We start from the raw sequence: 19,324 nt of genomic DNA, 5'->3' as shown, positions 1-19,324 counted from the left end.
GATCATTCGGCGGGCGCGTCCTGCAGTGGCCGGCGGCGGCGGCGCTGCCAGCGCCGCGCCCACCAGTGTCGCATCCGGTCGAGATAGAGGTACACGACCGGCGTTGTGTAGAGGGTGAGGGCCTGGCTGACCACGAGGCCGCCGACCACCGACAGGCCGAGCGGCCGGCGCAGTTCGTTGCCGTAGCCATGGCCGAATACCAGCGGCAGCGCGCCGAGGGCGGCGGCGAAGGTGGTCATCATGATCGGGCGGAAGCGCAGCAGGCACGCCTTGTGGATGGCGTCGAATGGCGACAGGCCTTCGTTGCGTTCGGCGCTGAGCGCGAAATCCACCAGCAGGATGGCGTTCTTCTTGACGATGCCGATCAGCAGGATCACGCCGATCATCGCGATCAGCGAGAACTCCTCGCCGAACAGCTGCAAGGCGAGGATCGCTCCCACGCCCGCCGACGGCAGCGTCGAGAGGATGGTGATCGGGTGGATGTAGCTCTCGTACAGCACGCCCAGCGTGACGTACACCGCCGCCAGCGCCGCCAGGATGAGCAGCGGCTCGTTGCTCACGGTCTTCTGGAACTGCGCCGCGGTGCCGGCGAAGCTGCCATGGATGGAGGCCGGCATGCGGATCGCCACCATGGTGTCGGCGATGATGGTAGCGGCATCCGACAGCGACTTTCCCGCCGCGAGATTGAACGAGACGGTGGCGGCGACGAAGTTGCCCTGGTGGCTGATCTGCAACGGCGTGGTGGACTGCACGATCCTGGTCACTGCCGAGAGCGGCACCATGGTCTCCGCCGACGACGACACCGCCGAACCGTTCGATGTGCCGCGGCCGTTGGCGAGGCTGTTGCTGATGCTGTTGGCGAGCGACTGGGCGCTGGTCGACTGCGTGCCGGTGGTGGCGGTCGCTCCCGAGGCAGCACCGGAGGTCGTCGAGCCGGCGCTCGACGTGCCGGTGCTTGTCGTGCTGCTGCTGCTGGCACCGGCGCTGCTTCCGGTCGAGGTGGTGCTGCTGCTGCCGGCTGCCCCGCCGGCGCCGTTGGTCTTGCTGCCCGAAGCCACCCGGATGGTGTTGCTCGACGTGCTGCCGTTGGCGGTGCCGCCCGCCGTGCTCACCCAGATCTGCGACAGGATGTCGGGTGACTGCCAGTAGCGTGGCGCCACCTCCATGACGACGTGGTACTGGTTGAGCGCGTTGTAGATCACCGACGCGCTGCGCTGCCCGAAGGCGTCGTACAGCGTGTTGCTGATCAGCTGCGGCGTGACCTGCAGCTTGGCCGCGGTGTCCCGATCGATCTGCACCTCGGTGGCAGGGCCGCCCTGCTGCACGTCCGAGCTGACATCGGTCAGTTCCGGCCTGTGCTGCAGCGCCCGCTCGAGCTTCGGCATCCACTTGTACAGCAGGTTGGAATCGTCGGTCTCCAGCGTGTACTGGTAGTTGGCGTTGCTCTGCCGGCCGCCGGCGCGCACGTCGGCTGCCGAGCGCAAGAAGAAGTCGGCTCCGGTCATGTGCGACAGCTTGCGGTCGAGCCGTGCGATGGTCTCGTCGGTGCTGTCGTGGCGCAGACCGATATCCTTGAGCTGCACGAACACCATGCCGGTATTGGCGCCGTGGTCGCCGCCGCCGGTATAGCCGGACACGCTATCGATATCCGGGTCGGCCAGGATGACCTGCTCGACCTGCTTGAGCTTGCCGCTGATGTTCTGGAACGAGATCGACTGCTCGCCTCTGATGGTGCCGATCAGCAGCCCGACATCCTCGTTCGGGAAGAACCCCTTCGGCATCCGGTTGAACAGCAGCACGGTGAGCCCGATGGTCAGCGGCAGCGTCAGCACCACCAGCAGGCTATGCTTCAGCGCCCAGGACAGGCTGCGCTCATAGCCCTCCTGCAGGCCGGCCAGGGCGATCTCCAGACGCGACGACAGGCTGGCCGTGAAGCGGCGGATTGGCCCGACCGATCGCGGCGCCGGCAGCGCGCCATGCGGCCGCACCTGCAGCACCAGGGCGCACAGCATCGGCACGGTGGTGAGCGCGAGCACGAACGAGACCAGGATGGTCAGCGTCAGCGTCATCGCGAACTCGAAGAACAGCCGTCCTGCGATGCCGCCGAGCAGCAGGATCGGGCTGAACACCGCCACCAGCGAGACGGTGATCGACAGCACCGTGAAGCCGACCTCGCGGGCGCCCAGAAGCGCCGCTTCCCGGCGCGGCATGCCCGCCTCCATGTGCCGCGCGATGTTCTCCAGCACGACGATGGCGTCGTCGACCACGAAGCCGGTGGCGACCGTGAGCGCCATCAGCGAGAGGTTGTCGAGCGAGAAGCCGAGCAGGTACATCGCGGCGAAGGTCGAGATGATCGAGGTCGGCACCGCCACCGCCGGGATCAGCGTCGAGCGCCAGGTGCGCAGGAACACCAGCACCACCAGGATCACCAGCACCACCGAGATGGCCAGTGTGAACTGGGTGTCCCTGAGGGATGCGCGTATGGTGGAGGAGCGGTCGATCGCGAGGTGCAGCTCGACGCCGCCCGGCATCGCGGCACGCAGGGTCGGCAGCATCGCCTTGATCTGGTCGGTGGTCTTGACGACGTTGGCGTCCGCCTGCGGGTAGATCAGCACGATCACCGCCGGGATGCCGTTGTACATGCCCAGGTTGCGCAGATCCTCCACGCTGTCGGTGATCTCCGAGACGTCCTTCAGCCGCACCGGCGAGTTGTTGCGATAGGCGATGATGAGGTCGCGATAGTCGGCGGCACGGCGCGCCTGGTCGTTGGTGTCGAGCTGGTATCGGCGCGGGCCCTGATCGATGAAGCCCTTCGGACTGTCGGCATTGGCTGATGCCAGAGCCGCGCGCACGTCCTCGAAGCCGATGCCGTACTTGAACAGCGGCAGCGGGTTCATCTCGACGCGCACCGCCGGCAGCGAGGAGCCGCCTGGCTCGGTGCGCCCGACGCCGCGGATGGAAGACAGGCTCTGCTGCAGCACGTTGGTGGCGTAGTCGAACAGCTCCGGCATGGTCCGCGTCGCCGAGGTCAGCGTCAGGATCATGATCGGCGAATTCGCCGGATTGAACTTGAAGTAGCTCGGATTGGTCCGCAGCGACGTCGGCAGGTCGGCGCGCGCCGCCTGGATCGCCGCCTGCACGTCGCCGGCCGCGCCATTCACGTCGCGCGAGAAGTCGAACTGCACGACGATCTGCACCTGGCCCTGCACGCTCTGCGAGGTCATCTCGGTGACCCCGGCGATCTGGCCGAGATGGCGTTCCAGCGGCGCCGCCACCGAGGTCGCCACCTCGTCCGGCGAGCCGCCGGGCTGCTGCGCGCGCACCAGGATGGTCGGGAAATCCACCTGCGGCAGCGGCGCCACCGGCAGCTTGACGTAGGCGAACACGCCGGCCAGCAGCAGGGCGAGCGTCAGCAGCGTGGTCGCTACCGGGCGCAGCACGAACGGGCGCGAGATGTTCATTCCGCCGGATGGCCCCGGGCAGGCGCGTCGGGCCTGGTCCCATGCACATCCGGGCGTACTGCGTCATGGCGCGCGAACCAGCGCCGTCCGCGTCGGCCGAGCCGGTCCATGTACAGATAGATCACCGGCGTGGTGAACAGGGTAAGCAGCTGGCTCAGCGCCAGGCCGCCGACGATGGCCACCCCGAGCGGACGGCGCAGTTCCGAGCCGGTGCCGGTGCCCAGCATGAGCGGCAGCGCGCCGAGCATGGCGGCGAGCGTGGTCATCAGGATCGGCCGGAACCGCAGCACCGCCGCCTGCGCGATGGCATCGCGTGGCGACAACCCGGACTCGCGCTCGGCGGACAGCGCGAAGTCGATCATCATGATCGCGTTCTTCTTCACGATGCCGATCAGCAGCACGATGCCGATGATACCCATCACGTCGAGATCCATGCCGAACAGCATCAGCGACAGCAGCGCACCGATGCCGGCCGAGGGCAGGGTGGACAGGATGGTGACCGGGTGGATGAAGCTCTCGTACAGCACGCCGAGCACGATGTAGACCGCGGCCAGTGCCGCGATCACCAGGAACGCCTCGTTGCCCAGGCTGGTCTGGAATGCCGCCGCGGTGCCCTGGAACGAGGTCTGGAAGCTCGCCGGCAGGCCGATTTCACCCTCGATGCGCTCGATGGCATTGACCGCCTCGCCGAGCGACGCCCCGGGTGCGAGGTTGAACGAGATGGTGGTGGCCGGGAACTGGCCGAGATGGCTGATCAGCAGCGGCGCTGTCGCGAGCCGGACCGACGCCACCGCCGGCAGCGGTACCAGGCCGCCGGTCGGCGAGCGCGCGATGGTGGTGCCGGTGGTGCCGATGATGCTGCTGCCGGCGGCGGTGGTGCCGGTCGCGTTGGTGCCCGGCAGGTAGATCTGGTTGAGGTTGGCGAGGTTGGACTGGAAGCGCGGATCGGCTTCCAGGATCACCCGGTACTGGTTCGACTGCGTATAGATGGTGGACACCTGGCGCTGGCCGAAGCTGTCGTAGAGCGCGTTGTCGATGGTCTGCGGGGTGATCGAGAAGCGCGCGCCGGTGGCGCGGTCGAGGTCGATGTAGGCCGTCAGTCCGCTTGCCTGCATGTCGGATGCGACATCCGCCAGCGCCGGCTCGGCGCGCAGCCGGTCCATCATCTTCGGCACCCACTCGCGGAACGTCGCCGCATCGGGATTCTCCAGCGCGAACTGGTACTGCGTCGCCGAGGTTGCGGTGTCGAGCGACAGGTCCTGCACCGGCTGCATGTAGAGCCGCACCCCGGGGACGCCGGCCACCTCGCGCTGCAGCTGCGCGATCATCCCGGTGGCACTCAGGTCGCGGTCGTCGTGCGGCTTCAGGTTGATCAGGAAGCGTCCGGAGTTCAGCGTCATGTTCTGGCCATCGACGCCGATGAATGACGACAGGCTGACGACGTCGGGATCGGACAGGATGGCGCGGCCGAGCGCCTGCTGGTGCTCGGACATGGCGGCCAGCGAGGTGGTCTGGTCGGACACCGAGATGCCCTGGATGACGCCGGTATCCTGCACCGGAAAGAACCCCTTCGGGATCACCACCGCCAGCGCCAGGGTCAGCGCCACCGTCAGCAGCGCCACCACCAGGGTGATCGGCTGGTTGCGGAGCACCACCGCCAGCGCCCGCCCGTAGCCCGCGATCAGCCGGTCGAGCATGCCCTCCAGCCACCGCGACATCGCGTTGCCGGAGCCGTGCGGCTCCTCGCGCAGCATGCGCGCGCACATCATCGGCACCAGGGTGAGCGAGACGATCGCCGAGATCACGATGGTGACCGCGAGCGTGATGGCGAACTCGTGGAACAGCCTTCCCACCACGTCGCCCATGAACAGCAGCGGGATCAGCACCGCGATCAGAGAGACCGTCAGCGACACGATGGTGAAGCCGATCTGGCCGGCGCCTTTCAGCGCCGCCTGCATGCGGCTCTCGCCCATCTCGATGTAGCGCGCGATGTTCTCGATCATGACGATGGCGTCGTCGACCACGAAGCCGGTGGCGATGGTCAGCGACATCAGTGACAGGTTGTCGAGCGAGAACCCCAGCAGATACATCGCCGCCAGCGTGCCGACCAGCGACAGCGGCACCGACAGGCTCGGGATGATGGTCGCCGGCAGGTTGCGCAGGAAGACGAAGATCACCAGCACCACCAGCGCCACCGACAGCATCAGCTCGAACTCGACGTCGGCGATCGAGGCGCGGATGGTGGTGGTGCGGTCGGTCAGCGGCGTGATGCTGATGCCGGCCGGCATGGTGCTTTCCAGCGACGGCAACACCGCCTTGATGTCGTCCACCACCGAGATGACGTTGGCGCCAGGCTGGCGCTGCACGTTCAGGATGATCGCCGGCGTGGTGTTCGACCACGCTGCGAGCTGGCTGTTCTCCGGCCCCTCGACCACGGTCGCGACGTCGCGCAGCCGGATCGGCGCGCCATCCTGGTAGGCGATGACCTGGTTTGCGAGCGTCTCCGGTGCGTCGATCTGGCCATCGATCTTGAGCTGGGACGAGCGCAGCGGCCCGTCGAAGGTGCCGGTCGGCGAGTTGACGTTGACGTTGGCAATCGTGGTGCGCAGGTCGTCGATGGCCAGGCCGCGCGCGGTAAGGGCGCGGGTATTCACCTTGACGCGGATCGCCTTGCGGTTGCCGCCGGTGAGCGTGACCAGCCCGACGCCGTTCACCTGGCTGAGCTTCTGCGCCAGCCTGCTGTCGACATAGTCCTCGACCTCGGTGAGCGGCAGCGTGCGCGAGGTGATGCCGAGCGTCAGGATCGGACTGTCGGCCGGGTTCACCTTGGCGTAGATCGGCGGCGCCGGCAGGTCGGACGGCAGCAGCGAGTTGGCCTGGTTGAGCGCCGCCTGCACTTCCTGCTCGGCGACATCCATGCTCTGGGTCAGCCCGAAGCGCAGCGTGATCACAGAGGCGCCCCCCGAGGAGCGCGACGACATCTGGTCGAGGCCGGGCATCTGGCCGAGCTGCGTCTCGAGCGGCCCGGTCACCGAGGTCGCCATCACGTCCGGCCCGGCGCCCGGGTAGAAGGTCTGCACCTCGATGGTCGGATACTCGACCTGCGGCAACGCCGAGATCGGCAGGAAATGATAGCCGAGCAGGCCGCCCATCAGCAGGGCGAGCATCAGCAGCGTGGTCGCCACCGGGCGCTCGATGAACAGGCGGGATGGGTTCATCGCCCGGCGGTCCGGGCACGCACCGGGCGTGCGGGCAGGCACGGCAGGGAAGGCGGCATCGCTATTCGGCAGCCTGCCGGTGGTGGTGGCGGTGCTGGCCGGGCGTGGCGGCGGCTGTGCCGGGCGGCGGCGGCACCGTCACCTTCGAGCCTTCGCGGAGATGCTCGGTACCGTCGGTCACGACCACTTCGCCTGCCTGCAGGCCCTTGCTGATCACGATGTCGGTCCCCGAACTGACCCCGGTGGTCACGTTCCGTATGGTGACGGTGTCGGCCGGCGTGCGAGCGGGTTTGGCTGCATCGGACTTCTCATCGCCGGGTGCAGGTGTCGCACCTGCCGCTTCGGGTTGCGCCGCACTCTTCCTGACCACGTAGACGAACTGTCCCTGCGGCCCGTTCTGCACCGCATTGGTCGGCACCAGCACGGCATCGTGGATGGTGTCGAGCAACAGGCGCGCATTCACGAACTGGCTCGGGAACAGCCGCTCGTCCTTGTTGTCGAACACCGCCCGCAGCTTCACGGTGCCGGTATTCACGTCGACCTGGTTGTCGACCACCGCCACCTTGCCGCTGGAGAGATGCGTGGTGTCGGTGCGGTCATAGGCCTCCACCGGCAGCACCGCGCCGGCGCGCAGCCTGGCCATCAGGGTCTCGAGGTTATCCTCCGGCACCGAGAAGATCACCGAGATCGGATGCAGCTCGGTCAGCACGACCAGGCCGTTGGTGAGGCCAGGCGTCACGTAGTTGCCGGCATCGACCTGGCGCAGCCCGACGCGGCCATCGACCGGGGCGGTGATGTGGCAATAGGCGATGTTGAGGTTGGCGCTGTCGATCTGCGCCTGGTCGGAGCGCACGGTGCCCTCGTACTGGCCAACCAGGTATTTCTGGTCGTCGACCTGCTGCGAGGCGATGCTGTGCTGGCGCAGCAGCGTCTGGTAGCGGACGAGGTCGATGCGCGCCTGGCCGAGCAGCGCGTTGTCGCGCGCCATCTGGCCGGCGTACTGGTCGCGGGTGGCGATGTACGGGCGCGGGTCGATCAGCGCGAGCTGGTCGCCGCGATGCACCTCCTGGCCCTCCTGGAAGTTCACCTCCATCAGGTAGCCGGAGATCTGCGACTGCACCGTCACGGTGGCGAGCGGCGTGACGGTGCCGAGCTCGGTCAGTGTGACCGGCATGTCGCCGGTCCGTGCCGCCTGCTCGGTCACCGGCTGCGGCGTGTCGCCGGCGGCGGCGTGACCATGCGCCGGATGACCGGCGCCGGTCTTGGCGTGCGGGCGCAGCAAGGCGAATGCGATCGCAGCGACGACCAGGACCAGGACGATCCAGGGCAGGATCGTGCGTCTGCGCCGGGGCATCCCGCTGGTGGGGTCATCGGGCGGGGCTCCCGGCAATCCGGTTCCCGGTGTTCCGATACCGGGGGTGCCGGTCCCCGGCGATCCCGGCGGACCCGGCTGGGTGGGTCGTGCCCGGGTAGGCGCTTCGCTCATCTGATCTCCAGCGTATGGGGCCTCCGGCCTCGTCCGGCTGGCCGGCGCGGTGCCATCGCCGGCACCAACCCTCCGCCGCCGGACACTATCAGAAACGTCCCCGGCGGCGAGGCTTCTGTCGCGGCAGGGGCGTTCCGAATTGTGACCATATCGGGGATCGGCGTATGCCCGGATCGTGCATCGCTCCGGCTCGCTGCCTTATTTCCCGGCTTGCCTGCCACCAAAGTCTTGGTTGCCAGCACGCCTGGCGCTTGTATCGCGAGAACATACAACGAACGCAACACGGCTGCGTGAAGGCATCACGGCAAGATTGTGGCAGCGGTGCGGCGGTGCTAAATAGTTCCCACCGGACGACCGGGATGTCGTCCATCGAAATCAGCTCAGGACAATGCCAATGTTCCGCAAGCTCTTCGCTCTCGAGACCGCAGCCCTGATGTCCAACGACGAGTTCGCCGGCCGCGCCGAGCGTAGCGAGAGCGAGCGACCGGCGAGCATTCGCGAAGTCGTATCTTCCCGGACCGGCAGCTACGGCAGCATGTGGAACGCCCGCTCCTTCAACTAAGGCGGCACACTCCACCCCAAGGATTACGATCGCCCGTGGCCTCAAGCCACGGGCTTTTTTGATTCCGGCGCCCTTCCTCAGGCGCCATGTCCGCTGATCTCGCGGCCGGCCAGTGGGTCCAGCCGGGACGAGACCGGAGCCGCCAGCAGGGCCAGCGCCCCGACCACTCCCAGTGCCACGCTGAAATCGGCCAACCCGATCGCCTGTCGCCCGGCAAGCGCACGCGAGACCGCCATGCTGCCCGCCGCAATGCAGATGCCAAGCGTCAGCGTCATCTGCTGGAAGGTGGTGTAGAAGCTGGTCGCGGCACTCATCCGCTCGCCCTTGATGTCGGCATAGGCGATCGTGTTGTAGGACATGTATTGCAGCGACTGCGCCAGGCCGTTCAGGAACAGCACCAGCGACAGGATCCAGAACGGCCAACCGGGCCGGAACAGCGCGCAGGCGAACAGCAGCACGCCGGCGGACAATCCGTTCATGGTCATCAGGGTGCGGAACCCGTATCGCCGCAGCAGCCGCCGCGTGAAGATGCGCATGCAGACGGCGCCGAGCGGGCCGCAGAACGTCACCAGGCCGCTCTGTGCGGCGCTCAGCCCGAATCCCAGCTGCAGCATCGACGGGATCAGGAACGCCGACCCCCCGGTGGCGATCCGGGTCGCTGATCCACCCAATACAGAGAGCCGGAAGGTTGGCTCCCGCATGAGCCGGAAGTCCAGGATCGGGTTGGTCGTGCGCCGTGCGTGCCGGGCATAAAGCAGTCCGGCGGCCAGTCCGACGGCCAGTATGGCGACGGTCGCGCCCATGCTGCCGGCACCCCGGCTCGCCGACTCGAGGCCGAAGATCAGGCATGCCAGCGAGATCCCCGACTGCGCCATGCCGATCGGATCGAAGCCGCCATCCTCCGGGTCGCGCAGCTGCGGGATATAGCGGGTGGTGAGCACCATGCCGAGCAGCCCGATCGGCAGGTTGATGTAGAAGATCCAGCGCCAGGACAGGTAGGTGGTCAGAATGCCGCCGAGCGGCGGTCCCAGCATCGGGCCGAGGGACGCAGGCACCAGCATCCACGACATGGCGGAGACGATCTGCGCCTTGGGCACGGTCCGGAGCAGCACCAGCCTGCCGACCGGCACCATCATCGCCCCGCCGAGGCCCTGCAACAGCCTGGCAGCCGCCAGCAGCGGCAGGTTCGGTGCCTGCGCGCAGAGCAGCGAGCCCAGCACGAACAGCGCGATCGCGGCACGGAACACCGTCCGGCTGCCGAGCCGGTCGGCGAAGCGTCCGCTGGCCGGTATGAACACCGCGAGCCCGACCAGATAGGAGGTCAGCGCCACGCTCATGTGCAGCGGATCTACCGCGAAGCTGCGCGACATGGCGGGCAGGGCGGTCGTCAGCACCGTCGAGTCGAGCTGCTCCATCAGCAGCGCGCTGGCGACGATGAGAGCCGTGGTGCGGGCGCGGCCACCGAGTCGCGCCGGACCATCCACCGCTCGTGACCGCACGGTCGGGAGCCATCTCATCGTTGCTTCCGCATCCCGGCTCCCGTCCCTGCCTTCGATCCCGGCCCGCCTTCCCGGTCCTGGACTGCCGTTCCCCAGGCCGGGCTGATCGGGAACTTGCGCTGCGGGTGTCCGTTCCGGGTCAAACAGCACTCACCGGCGAGAGGATGGATTACCATGGCTGACGAGAACAGCGTCGAGGGCCTGGTCACTCAGGGGACCGGCAAGCTCAAGGACGCCGCTGGCGGTCTGACCGGCGATACCGGCCTGCAGGCCGAAGGCAAGTTCGACCAGGTTACGGGCAAGGTGCAGCGCCAGTTCGGCGAGACGCTTGACGATGCCCAGGACCAGATCGAGGGCTTCGCCGGCTACGTCGCCGACCAGCCGCTCGCGGCCCTCGGCATCGCCACCGGCATCGGCTTCCTGCTTGGCTATCTGCTGATCCCTTCCCGCAAGCGGTAGCTCTTACGATACCTCCCCCGGGGGCACATTGCTTGCGCCCGGGGGCAGGATGATGGTTTCCATGACGCCATGATGGGTTGCCTCGATTCGCAGGCAGCTGACAGGGTGGAGTGTGGATGCCTGACTACACGCGCGAGCGGCGGCATGGCGGTCGGGTAGCCGGCGTCGACGAGGTCGGTCGTGGACCGTTGGCCGGCCCGGTGCTCGCAGCCGCCGTGGTGTTCGGCAACGGCGTCCCACGACGGCTGTCTCGCCTGATCGACGACTCCAAGAAGCTCTCGGCCGACGATCGCGAGACTGCCCTTGCCGCGTTGAGGCGCTGCGGCGGTATCGAGATCGGCATCGGAGCGGCCTCGGTGGCCGAGATCGGCCGGCTCAATATCCTGCACGCCAGCATGCTCGCCATGCGACGTGCCGTCCTGCGCCTCCCGGCACCGCCGGATCTCGCTCTGGTCGACGGCAACCGGATCCCATCCCTCGACTGCCCGGCAGAATGCGTGATCGGCGGTGACGCGCTGTGCCTTTCCATCGCCGCCGCCTCGATCGTGGCGAAGGTGGTACGCGACCGGCTGATGTCCCGGCTGGCAGCCCGGCTGCCGCATTATGGCTGGGAGCGGAACGCCGGCTACGGCACCAGCCTGCACCGTGCAGCCCTGCTCGATCGGGGCCCGAGCCGCCATCACCGGGAGGGTTTCGGACTGGTCCGCGAGCTGGCCTTGCTGGCAGGGCGCGACATGCCGGACAGCGGGCGGCAGGTGCTGGCCGGAGCGGCCCTCGTGCCGGCCGGGCCCTGAGGGCCCCCGCCTTGGAACTGCCGCTCGACCAGATCCTGGTAGGCGACTGCGTCGAGTTGATGCGACTGTTGCCGGCCGGCTCGATCGATTGCGTGTTCGCCGACCCGCCCTACAACCTGCAGCTTCGCGGCGAACTGCGGCGGCCCGACGACAGCATCGTCGACGGCGTCGATGACGATTGGGACCGCTTCGGAGATTTCGCCGAGTACGACCGCTTCACCCGCGCCTGGCTGGTCGAGGTGCGCCGCCTGCTGCGCAAGGACGGCACCCTCTGGGTCATCGGCTCGTACCACAACATCTTCCGCATCGGCAGCATGCTGCAGGATCTCGGCTACTGGATCCTGAACGACGTGATCTGGCGCAAATCCAACCCGATGCCGAATTTCCGTGGCCGGCGTTTCACCAATGCGCACGAGACCATGATCTGGGCGGCACGCGGCCGCGACAGCCGCTACCGCTTCAACTACCAGGCGATGAAGGCGCTGAACGACGACGTGCAGATGCGCAGCGACTGGCTGCTGCCGCTCTGCACCGGCCCGGAGCGCCTGCGCAACGAACACGGGTTGAAGCTGCATCCGACCCAGAAGCCGGAGAGCCTGCTGCACCGCGTGCTGCTTGCCAGCACCGGCGTGGACGATATCGTGCTGGACCCGTTCGCGGGCACCGGAACCACGCCGGCGGTGGCACGCCGGCTGCGGCGCCATTTCATCGGCATCGAGCGGCATCCGGACTATGCGGAAGCGGCGATCGGCCGGGTACGTCGCGAGCGGCCACTGCCGATGGACAGCGTGATGACCACCACCAACCGGCGGGAAGTGGCGCGTGTGCCGTTCGGCAGCCTGGTCGAGCGCGGCCTGCTCTCGGCGGGCACCATCCTCACCGACCGCCAGCGGCGGGTGGCGGCGACGGTGGCGCCGGACGGCAGCCTGGTATCGGGCAGCGTGCGGGGCTCGATCCACAAGGTCGGCGCGGCGCTGACCAACGCGCCGTCCTGCAACGGCTGGACCTTCTGGCATTTCGAGGAGGCGGGAGTGCTCCAGCCTCTCGACGTGCTGAGGACCCGCTCCCTGGAGACCGCCTGACAATACCGTTACGTATTCCCAGGCGGTGTCGGGTCGCTATGCGGGCGCGAGATTACTTCAGGTTCTGGGCGAGGAGCTTGTTCATTTCGAACATCGTGACCTTGTCCTTGCCGAACACCTTCTTCAGCTTGTCGTCGGCCAGGATCTCACGGCCGTCGCTGGGGTTCTGCAGCTTGTTCGACTTGATGTAGTCCCAGACCCGCTTCACCACCTCGCCGCGCGCAAGCTTGCCTTCGCCGACCACCGCCGACAATTCGGGAGAAGGCTGCAGCGGCTGCTGCAGGGCATTGGGCTTGTTGCCCGCCTTCGGCTTCTCGACGCTGTCGCTCTTCACGGCAGCCTTCTTCTCGGCCGGCTTGGCGGCGGGAGCGCTCGCGGCAGGGCTCTTGGCGGCGGCGCTCTTTGGCGCAGTCTTCTTGGTGGCTTCGGTCATTCTCATCTCCAGTATCGGGGTATGGTGTGGCGTAGCGTCTGTCGCGAGGTGCGCGATGGCCGGGGAGGAACTGTTGCGATGTGGCGAATCGGGTTCGGCTGGGTGACTCTCGCCTGATATTCGCTGCCGCAACCATAGGTTTCTGAACCCCGGTATCACGATCCGGGCGATCTGTGGCCACCCTGTGTGCGCGAAGTCACGTCAAAGTATCCAAAACCGGCACTTCGGCCAGCACAGCCTGCGCCTCGATCTCCAGATCCAGCTCCGGACGGCATATCTCGGACTGCAGGATCGCCACCGGTGGCGTGAAACCCGCCTCGCGCAGACGTCGCACCACCACGTCGCGATCCCGCGCGTGGCGCAGATAGAGCTTGAGGGTGAGGGCGTCGCGCGGCAGGCCGCCCGCTTGCGCCAGCAGCGCGTCGAGGTTGCGGATCGTCTCGTCCGCCTGCAGCGATACGTCGCCTTCATGCAGGCTGGCATGGCCCACGATACTTGCGGTGCCGGATACCATCAGCAGCCCGGCGGCGACGGTAGCGCGGGCGAATACCGGCCGGTGCACGCCGTAGCGATCGGGATACAGGAGCGGGCTGACCTGCCTGGGGTTGTCGATGTTGCAGCCGGGGGCGGCGCCGGCCAGGAACCAGACCAGCAGCGCATCCCCCCGGCAGCCCAGGCCACAGGCGGCGGGCGCCTGCGCAGGATCGTAGCCGAGTTCTACGAGGGCGAGCCGCCGGCCGGCATTGAAGCTGCGGTAGCGCTCCTCGCCGTGCTCGATCCGGGTGATGTCCGGGATGAAATTGGCGATCCGCAACAGGTTCGGACAACCCGCCTCCCGGCTGGCGGCAAGCATCCCGGCGTAGGCGGCGTACGCCGCGGTCGCGAGCGCGGGACCGCCAGGCGCCGGGCCCGAGGCGCCGGCTTCGGCCAAGGGCTGCCGGATCATGCCGAAGCAGACCGTATCCGCCCCGGTCCCGGCAACCGCCAGGTCGAGCCCCGCCACCCCGACACGTCGCACCGGTGCCGTGCTGCGCCAGACTTCCCGGACGCCCCGACCATCGAGCCCGGGCAGGCCCAGCGCGAGATCGGCCGGCGCCGTCCCGGCCAGGGCGATGGTGCCCAGCACATGAAGCGGGTCGCCGATCCGCTCGCGATCTCCGGCATAGGCGATCGAGACCGTCGTCATGCCTGGCGATCGGTCTGCCGCTGCAGGGCGTCCAGGAAGCCCGCGATGTCGCCGCCATGACGCGACAGGTAGGCCTCGAAGTCGCTGCGCTTGGCGAGGCGAAGGCTCATGCCCTCCGCCACCACGTCGACGATGCGCATCGGCCCGGGACCGGTCTCGACCACCCAGGACACGTGCGCCTCGGGCGTATTGGCGCCCTTGACCAGCGTCGGCACCCAGTCGGTGCCGTCCGGATGCACCACCGGCGGCAGGATCACGATGTGGCCGAGGCCGCCCTGGTAGCTCGCCATGCGGCTGGCGATGTTGTTCACCAGCGACTTCAGGAACAGCCCGACATAGCGCTCGCGCTGCGCCGGCGTCGCCGCCGACCAGTGCCGCCCGAGCGCGAACCGCGCCACCGCCTCGACATCGACCACCCGTTCGATGAACGGGGACAGGCGGCGCCGCTTCTCCGCGACGGTGTCGGCGCCGGCCAGCACCTGTGGGAACTGCCGGCCGACATCGCGAATGAACAGCGCGACCGGGTCCTGTGTCCGGATCACGACGTTCGGCGGCGGCGGCGGAGCCAGGGTGGTCGCGGCCGCCGGAGCATGCCATGCGACCGCAGCGAGGAGGTTGGCGCCTAGCAGGGTGGCAGCCAGCAGAGGGGCGGCAAGCAGTCCGGCACGCGTCACGCAGATCTCCCGGCGTGCACCGGCATCGCCCGGCGCGCGACATAGGTCTTGAGCAGCCCGAACTGGGTGTCGCAGCGGGCATTCGCGAAGCCGCCCGCGGTCAGCGCGGCAAGGATCGTGCTTTCCGGGACGCAATGCTCGATGGTGTCCCAGTAGTAGCGCATCATGCGGTCGGCGGCGTCGCCGCCCCCGGTCAGCCGGCCCAGCAACGGCGCCATCCGGCTGAGGTAGAGCTTGGCGAACAGCCGCCGCAACCGGCCGGTCGGATAGGCAATCTCCATCAGCACGAGGGTTCCTCCCGGCCGCAGGACACGACGGAAGCCGGCGAAGGCGACCCGGAGATCGGCGACATGGCGCAGAGCATAGCCCATCGTGACCATGTCGAAGGCCGCATCGCAAATCGGCAGGCTCCCGGCATCGGCCATCACCAGCGCCAGGCCGGGGTCGCGGGCGGCGATCGCCAGCATGCCCCCGCTGAGGTCGAGTCCCACCACCAGCCCCTGTGACTGCACGATGCGCAGCGCCTCGCGCGCGACCATGCCGGTGCCGGTGGCGACGTCGAGCACCCGGTCGCCGACCCGCAGGCCGGCCTGGCGCAGCAGGCGGGCCCGATACCCGGCGCCGGTATTGAACGAAAGCAACCGGTTGAGGCGGTCGTAGGTGGGCGCGCCATCGTCGAACAGCGCCTGCACGAAGCCGGCCCGGTCGTTTTCCTGCCCATACCACCCGGCAAGGACCGGATGCGGCGCATCCGGATGCGGGGTCGCGGGATCCGCCCTGTTTCCCGGTTGCTGCGATGGCATGAAATCCGCCTGTTAGTCCGACGTGCTCCTCGTTCGCCCTACAACCGAAGCGCAACAAGTGCTAGCGTTCACGTTATATAAACGTCTGGTAACCAGCCGTGCAAAGCCGGACTGGTCGCTTCCGGGACCACGGAACGAGGAGCGCATGGTGTTCCATCCGGCACAGGCCTCGTCGCCTACCCAGGCCCGGCCGTTCCCAGCCCCGCTGGCCCGGCGCATCGACCGCCGTCGTGCACCCTGGCTCGATCGCGCCTGCTTCGTCTTCGTGCTGGCGCTCTGGGGCATCGGCTGTCTCGGCTGGAGCCTCGCCGCGCCGATGCTGCGCCGGCTGTTGCCGCCAACCCGGCGTGAGGCGGCCGGTGAGTGGGGGATCCGGCGCGGCTTCTGCAACATGCTCGCGCTGATGGAATGGACCGGCCTGGCGCGTCTGGATCTCGCGGCCCTGGACGCGCTGCCGGACCGTCCGATGGTGCTCGCCTGCAACCATCCGGGACTGCTCGACGCCGTGCTGGTGATAAGCCGGCTGCGCGGTGTCGTCTGCATCACCAAGGCATCCCTGTGGGACAACTGGTTCCTCGGCGGCGGCATCCGCCTGGCCGGATACATACGCAATGACCAGCCGATGGCGCTGGTGCGGGCCGGGGTCGCATCGCTGTCGCGCGGCCGGCGCCTGCTGGTGTTTCCGGAAGGCACCCGGACCGCGCCGGATGCGACGGTGGACGGCTTCCGTGCCGGCTTCGCGCTGATGGCCCGGGCGGCCGGCGTGCCGGTGCAGACGGTCCTGATCGAGTGCGACAGCCCCTACCTGCGCAAGGGCTGGCCGCTCGTGCGTGTGCCGAAGCTGCCGATCGCGATCCGGGTGCGCGTCGGGCAGCAGTTCATGGTGGAGGGCGACGTCAGGCTGTTCGTGACTGCCTTGCACCGGTATTTCGAGCGCGAACTCGGTGCCGGTGCCGGTGCCGGGGCTTGCGAGGCGGCGATGGCGCAGACCTGCCCCGGAGGCGACCGATGATGCCACCCCGGGAGACACCCGAGGACCCGCAGGCCGTCTCGACGACGCATCTGCTGCTGATCCCGAGCTACAATACCGGGGCCGCGCTGTTCGAGACGGTACGCGCCGCCCGCGCCGCCTGGGCACCGGTGTGGGTGGTCATCGACGGCAGCACCGATGGCACCGGGGCTGCGGTGCAGGCACTCGCCGAACGTGATCCGGAGTTGCGGGTGATCCTCCTGGAGCGCAACCGGGGCAAGGGCGCCGCGATCCTGGCCGGCCTCGACCGCGCCGCCGAAGCGGGCTTCACCCACGTGCTGACGATGGATGCGGACGGCCAGCATCCCGCCGGCGATATCGGGCGCTTCATGCACGCCTCGATGCTGGCCCCGGACGCGATGATCCTCGGCCAGCCGGTGTTCGGGGCCGAGGCGCCGGCGGTACGCGTGCAGGGGCGCCGGGTATCGAATTTCGTCGCCGACCTGGAGACCGGCGGCGCCGGGATCGGCGATACTCTCTTCGGCTTCCGGGTCTATCCGCTGGCGCCGCTGCGGCGGGTGATGCGGAGCACCAGCTGGATGCGCCGCTACGATTTCGATGCCGAGGCGGCGGTGCGGCTATGCTGGGCCGGCATCCGCCCGGTACGGCTCGCGGCCGCGGTACGCTACCTTGCGCCCTCAGAGGGCGGCGTCTCGCACTTCCGCTACGGGCGCGACAACGTGCTGCTTACCTGGATGCACCTGCGCCTCGCCTCGACCGGCCTGCTGCTGCATCTGCCGGTGCTGCTGCGGCTGCGCTCCTGCTGCCCGTCGCCGGGTGCACCGGCAGCGCCATCTCGAGGCTGACCCCGGAGAGACCGAGGGCGCGCATCCGCTGCAGCAAGGGCGGCAGGATCTCCAGAACTGCCGGCACGCCGTCGGCATCATGCGCGCAATTGCCGTCATGCAGCAGCAGCACGTCGCCGGCGGCGAGGCCGGTCGCAAGTCGGCGCAGCGCGGCCTCCGCGTGGCAACTACGCGCACCATCGAGGGCGCGCCGGGTCCAGCTCGCCAGCCCCAGCCCGGCCTCGTCGAGCACCGTCTGCAACAGCGGGTTGCGCAGGCCCATCGGTGCCCGGAACCAGCGCGGCGGCCGGCCCGCGAGGTCGGCGAGTACCGCCTGCGCCTGCCGGACCTCGCGCCGCAGGCCGGGCAAGCCGAGGGCGGCGAAATGGCGGTAATGGTGATCGGTATGGTTCTCCACCGAGTGCCCCCGCCTCGCGATGTCGCGCACAAGGGCCGGGAAGGCGCGGGCGCGCTGGCCGATGCAGAAGAAGCTGGCGGTCGCGCCCGCGTCGTCGAGCAGGTCCAGCACCCGGGGGGTGACTTCGGGATCGGGACCGTCATCGAAGCTGAGCACGATCCCGGGAGTCGCGGCCGGAAGCCGGGTCAGGTTCGGTCCGAGCAGCCGGCTGCGCGGCCAGAGCCCGGCGCCGGTCAGCACCGCCTGGTTGACCGCCACTGCGGCCAGCGCCGGGCGCCACCGCCTGGGGGCGGCGAGGACGGTGGCGAGGCAAGCCGCATGCAGGCCGACGGAAGCCGCGAGCACGCGGTTCACCCGGCGGTGCTCCAGCGCCGGCGCGCCGCCCGCCAGCCGTCGGCGAACCGCGCATGCGTCTCGCCACGCAGCCACCAGCGCCGGAACGCGAACTCGGCGAGCAGCGCGCCTACCAGCAAGGGCAGGTCGAGCAGGTTGACGAACACCGACCACGCGCGCAGCGGCGCCAGCATCAGCAGCAGCAGCGAGACGGTGATCTGCGCCGGCCCATAGAGGGTCCAGAACCAGGTCACCTGGCGGGTATAGAGGCGCATCCGGGGAGTGAACTGCGGCTCCACCTCGCGTGCCATGGCGCTGACCAGCGGCTCGCGGCCAGGCAGCAGCGACTGGCCGAACAGGGCGGTGAGGCCGCCATACAGAATGACGTGGGTGGCCAGCAGCGTGGCGACGATGCCCGCATGCGGCACCACCGCGCACGCCGGCCAGGCAAGGCACGGCAACAGCGGGAGCAACACCCAGGGCAACCGCGTGCCGCCACCTCGCCGGGTTGTGCCTGCGAGTAGCAGCGCGCAGCCGACCTGCAGGATGGCCAGCGCCGCCATCGCCGGCATTGGCTGCCGATGCGGCGCGAGGGCGAGATGCAGCAGCGTCGCGGTTGTCGCGATCAACCCGACGCGCGCTCCCGTGGCAAGGCCGCGCAGGGTTTCGCGTAACGGTTGCCGTCCGCCGGGCGGTGCGTTAAAGCCGTGCGACCGGGACCGCGCTGAGTTAGAAGGTTTCATGAACGCCTCGACCGACCCGCTCAAGACGGCCCGCACGTCTCATCAGCTCCTGGATGCGCATCCGCTCCAGGATACCGGGCCGCAATCGCCGATCGAGGCCGAGGTTGCAACCCTGATCGTCGACACGTTACAGCTCGAGGATACCCCGGCGTCGATCGACCCGCAGCGGCCGCTGTTCAACCAGGGGCTCGGGCTGGACTCGATCGACGCGCTGGAACTGTCCCTTGCCCTGTCGAAACGTTACGGCATTGAACTCAAGTCCGACGATGACCGCAACGGCGAGATCTTTGCCAACCTGCGCAGCCTGGCCCGCCACGTGGACCAGAATCGCACCCGTTGAGCCTGCCAAGGGCGCAGT

17 protein-coding genes are annotated in these 19,324 nt (G+C 68.7%); 7 read left to right on the top strand and 10 right to left on the bottom strand.

Translation table 11 applies throughout. The features are described from left to right. Positions 1 to 2 precede the first annotated feature (2 nt). From FE263_RS02605 to FE263_RS02595, 3 genes are all read right to left on the bottom strand, one after another. The gene (locus FE263_RS02605; protein ID WP_138324373.1) at positions 3 to 3,461 is read right to left on the bottom strand and encodes an efflux RND transporter permease subunit; all 3,459 of its coding nucleotides are present in this window, start codon (positions 3,459 to 3,461) and stop codon (positions 3 to 5) included. Then, a complete protein-coding gene (locus tag FE263_RS02600; protein WP_138324372.1) occupies positions 3,458 to 6,679 on the bottom strand; it encodes an efflux RND transporter permease subunit in 3,222 nt (1,073 codons plus the stop codon). The genes FE263_RS02605 and FE263_RS02600 overlap by 4 nt, the downstream gene beginning before the upstream one ends. Before the next feature lie 61 nt (positions 6,680 to 6,740). After that, positions 6,741 to 8,033, bottom strand: a complete 1,293-nt coding sequence (locus FE263_RS02595) for an efflux RND transporter periplasmic adaptor subunit (protein WP_138324899.1) — start codon at positions 8,031 to 8,033, stop codon at positions 6,741 to 6,743. A 526-nt stretch (positions 8,034 to 8,559) separates the two neighbouring features. Between FE263_RS02595 and FE263_RS21990 the strand changes: the two genes are divergently transcribed. After that, complete coding sequence (locus FE263_RS21990; protein WP_171033897.1) at positions 8,560 to 8,727, top strand: hypothetical protein; 168 nt, start codon at positions 8,560 to 8,562, stop codon at positions 8,725 to 8,727. Between the two features lie 77 nt (positions 8,728 to 8,804). On the opposite strand, the gene FE263_RS02590 is transcribed toward FE263_RS21990, so the two are convergent. After that, on the bottom strand, positions 8,805 to 10,244 hold the full coding sequence (locus FE263_RS02590; protein ID WP_138324371.1) for an MFS transporter: 1,440 nt from the start codon (positions 10,242 to 10,244) through the stop codon (positions 8,805 to 8,807). 156 nt (positions 10,245 to 10,400) lie between these two features. Here FE263_RS02590 and FE263_RS02585 point away from each other — a divergent pair, with 156 nt between their 5' ends. The 3 genes from FE263_RS02585 (at position 10,401) to FE263_RS02575 (ending at position 12,561) form a co-directional block, all read left to right on the top strand. After that, positions 10,401 to 10,685: a CsbD family protein gene (locus FE263_RS02585; RefSeq protein ID WP_138324370.1), complete on the top strand. Its 285-nt coding sequence runs from the start codon at positions 10,401 to 10,403 to the stop codon at positions 10,683 to 10,685. Positions 10,686 to 10,801: 116 nt separating this feature from the next. Beyond that, positions 10,802 to 11,479 carry a ribonuclease HII gene (locus tag FE263_RS02580; protein WP_138324369.1) on the top strand — a complete coding sequence of 226 codons (678 nt, stop codon included), beginning with the start codon at positions 10,802 to 10,804 and terminating at the stop codon, positions 11,477 to 11,479. Positions 11,480 to 11,538: 59 nt separating this feature from the next. Next, on the top strand, positions 11,539 to 12,561 hold the full coding sequence (locus FE263_RS02575) for a site-specific DNA-methyltransferase (RefSeq protein WP_138324898.1): 1,023 nt from the start codon (positions 11,539 to 11,541) through the stop codon (positions 12,559 to 12,561). Positions 12,562 to 12,613: 52 nt separating this feature from the next. On the opposite strand, the gene FE263_RS02570 is transcribed toward FE263_RS02575, so the two are convergent. From FE263_RS02570 to FE263_RS02555, 4 genes are all read right to left on the bottom strand, one after another. After that, positions 12,614 to 12,994: an SWIB/MDM2 domain-containing protein gene (locus FE263_RS02570; RefSeq protein ID WP_138324368.1), complete on the bottom strand. Its 381-nt coding sequence runs from the start codon at positions 12,992 to 12,994 to the stop codon at positions 12,614 to 12,616. 196 nt (positions 12,995 to 13,190) lie between these two features. Further along, entirely contained in the window at positions 13,191 to 14,180 is a 990-nt protein-coding gene (locus FE263_RS02565; RefSeq protein ID WP_138324367.1) for a chorismate transformation enzyme, FkbO/Hyg5 family, read from the bottom strand. Then, positions 14,177 to 14,854, bottom strand: a complete 678-nt coding sequence (locus FE263_RS21985; RefSeq protein WP_171033896.1) for an MlaC/ttg2D family ABC transporter substrate-binding protein — start codon at positions 14,852 to 14,854, stop codon at positions 14,177 to 14,179. The genes FE263_RS02565 and FE263_RS21985 overlap by 4 nt, the downstream gene beginning before the upstream one ends. Beyond that, positions 14,851 to 15,657, bottom strand: a complete 807-nt coding sequence (locus tag FE263_RS02555; protein WP_138324365.1) for a class I SAM-dependent methyltransferase — start codon at positions 15,655 to 15,657, stop codon at positions 14,851 to 14,853. Before FE263_RS02555 ends, FE263_RS21985 begins: the two co-directional genes overlap by 4 nt. A 145-nt stretch (positions 15,658 to 15,802) precedes the next feature. On the opposite strand from FE263_RS02555, the gene FE263_RS02550 reads away from it, so the two are divergent. Further along, complete coding sequence (locus tag FE263_RS02550; RefSeq protein WP_138324364.1) at positions 15,803 to 16,669, top strand: lysophospholipid acyltransferase family protein; 867 nt, start codon at positions 15,803 to 15,805, stop codon at positions 16,667 to 16,669. Next, a complete protein-coding gene (locus FE263_RS02545; RefSeq protein WP_205880235.1) occupies positions 16,666 to 17,493 on the top strand; it encodes a glycosyltransferase family 2 protein in 828 nt (275 codons plus the stop codon). The genes FE263_RS02550 and FE263_RS02545 overlap by 4 nt, the downstream gene beginning before the upstream one ends. Here FE263_RS02545 and FE263_RS02540 read toward each other — a convergent pair. Both FE263_RS02540 and FE263_RS02535 read right to left on the bottom strand, forming a co-directional pair. Next, on the bottom strand, positions 17,375 to 18,244 hold the full coding sequence (locus FE263_RS02540) for a polysaccharide deacetylase family protein (protein ID WP_205880234.1): 870 nt from the start codon (positions 18,242 to 18,244) through the stop codon (positions 17,375 to 17,377). The two genes, FE263_RS02545 and FE263_RS02540, sit on opposite strands and share 119 nt — an antisense overlap. Then, positions 18,241 to 18,852, bottom strand: a complete 612-nt coding sequence (locus FE263_RS02535; RefSeq protein ID WP_138324363.1) for a COG4648 family protein — start codon at positions 18,850 to 18,852, stop codon at positions 18,241 to 18,243. Before FE263_RS02535 ends, FE263_RS02540 begins: the two co-directional genes overlap by 4 nt. Positions 18,853 to 18,964: 112 nt before the next feature. On the opposite strand from FE263_RS02535, the gene FE263_RS02530 reads away from it, so the two are divergent. Beyond that, entirely contained in the window at positions 18,965 to 19,306 is a 342-nt protein-coding gene (locus FE263_RS02530; protein WP_138324362.1) for a phosphopantetheine-binding protein, read from the top strand. The last annotated feature ends 18 nt before the right edge of the window (positions 19,307 to 19,324 follow it).

It is taken from the genome of Lichenicoccus roseus, from assembly GCF_005844085.1.
Lineage (GTDB): Bacteria > Pseudomonadota > Alphaproteobacteria > Acetobacterales > Acetobacteraceae > Lichenicoccus > Lichenicoccus roseus.
The sequence above is the reverse complement of the archived record's forward strand: the minus strand, read 5'-3'. Positions and strand labels throughout refer to the sequence as shown.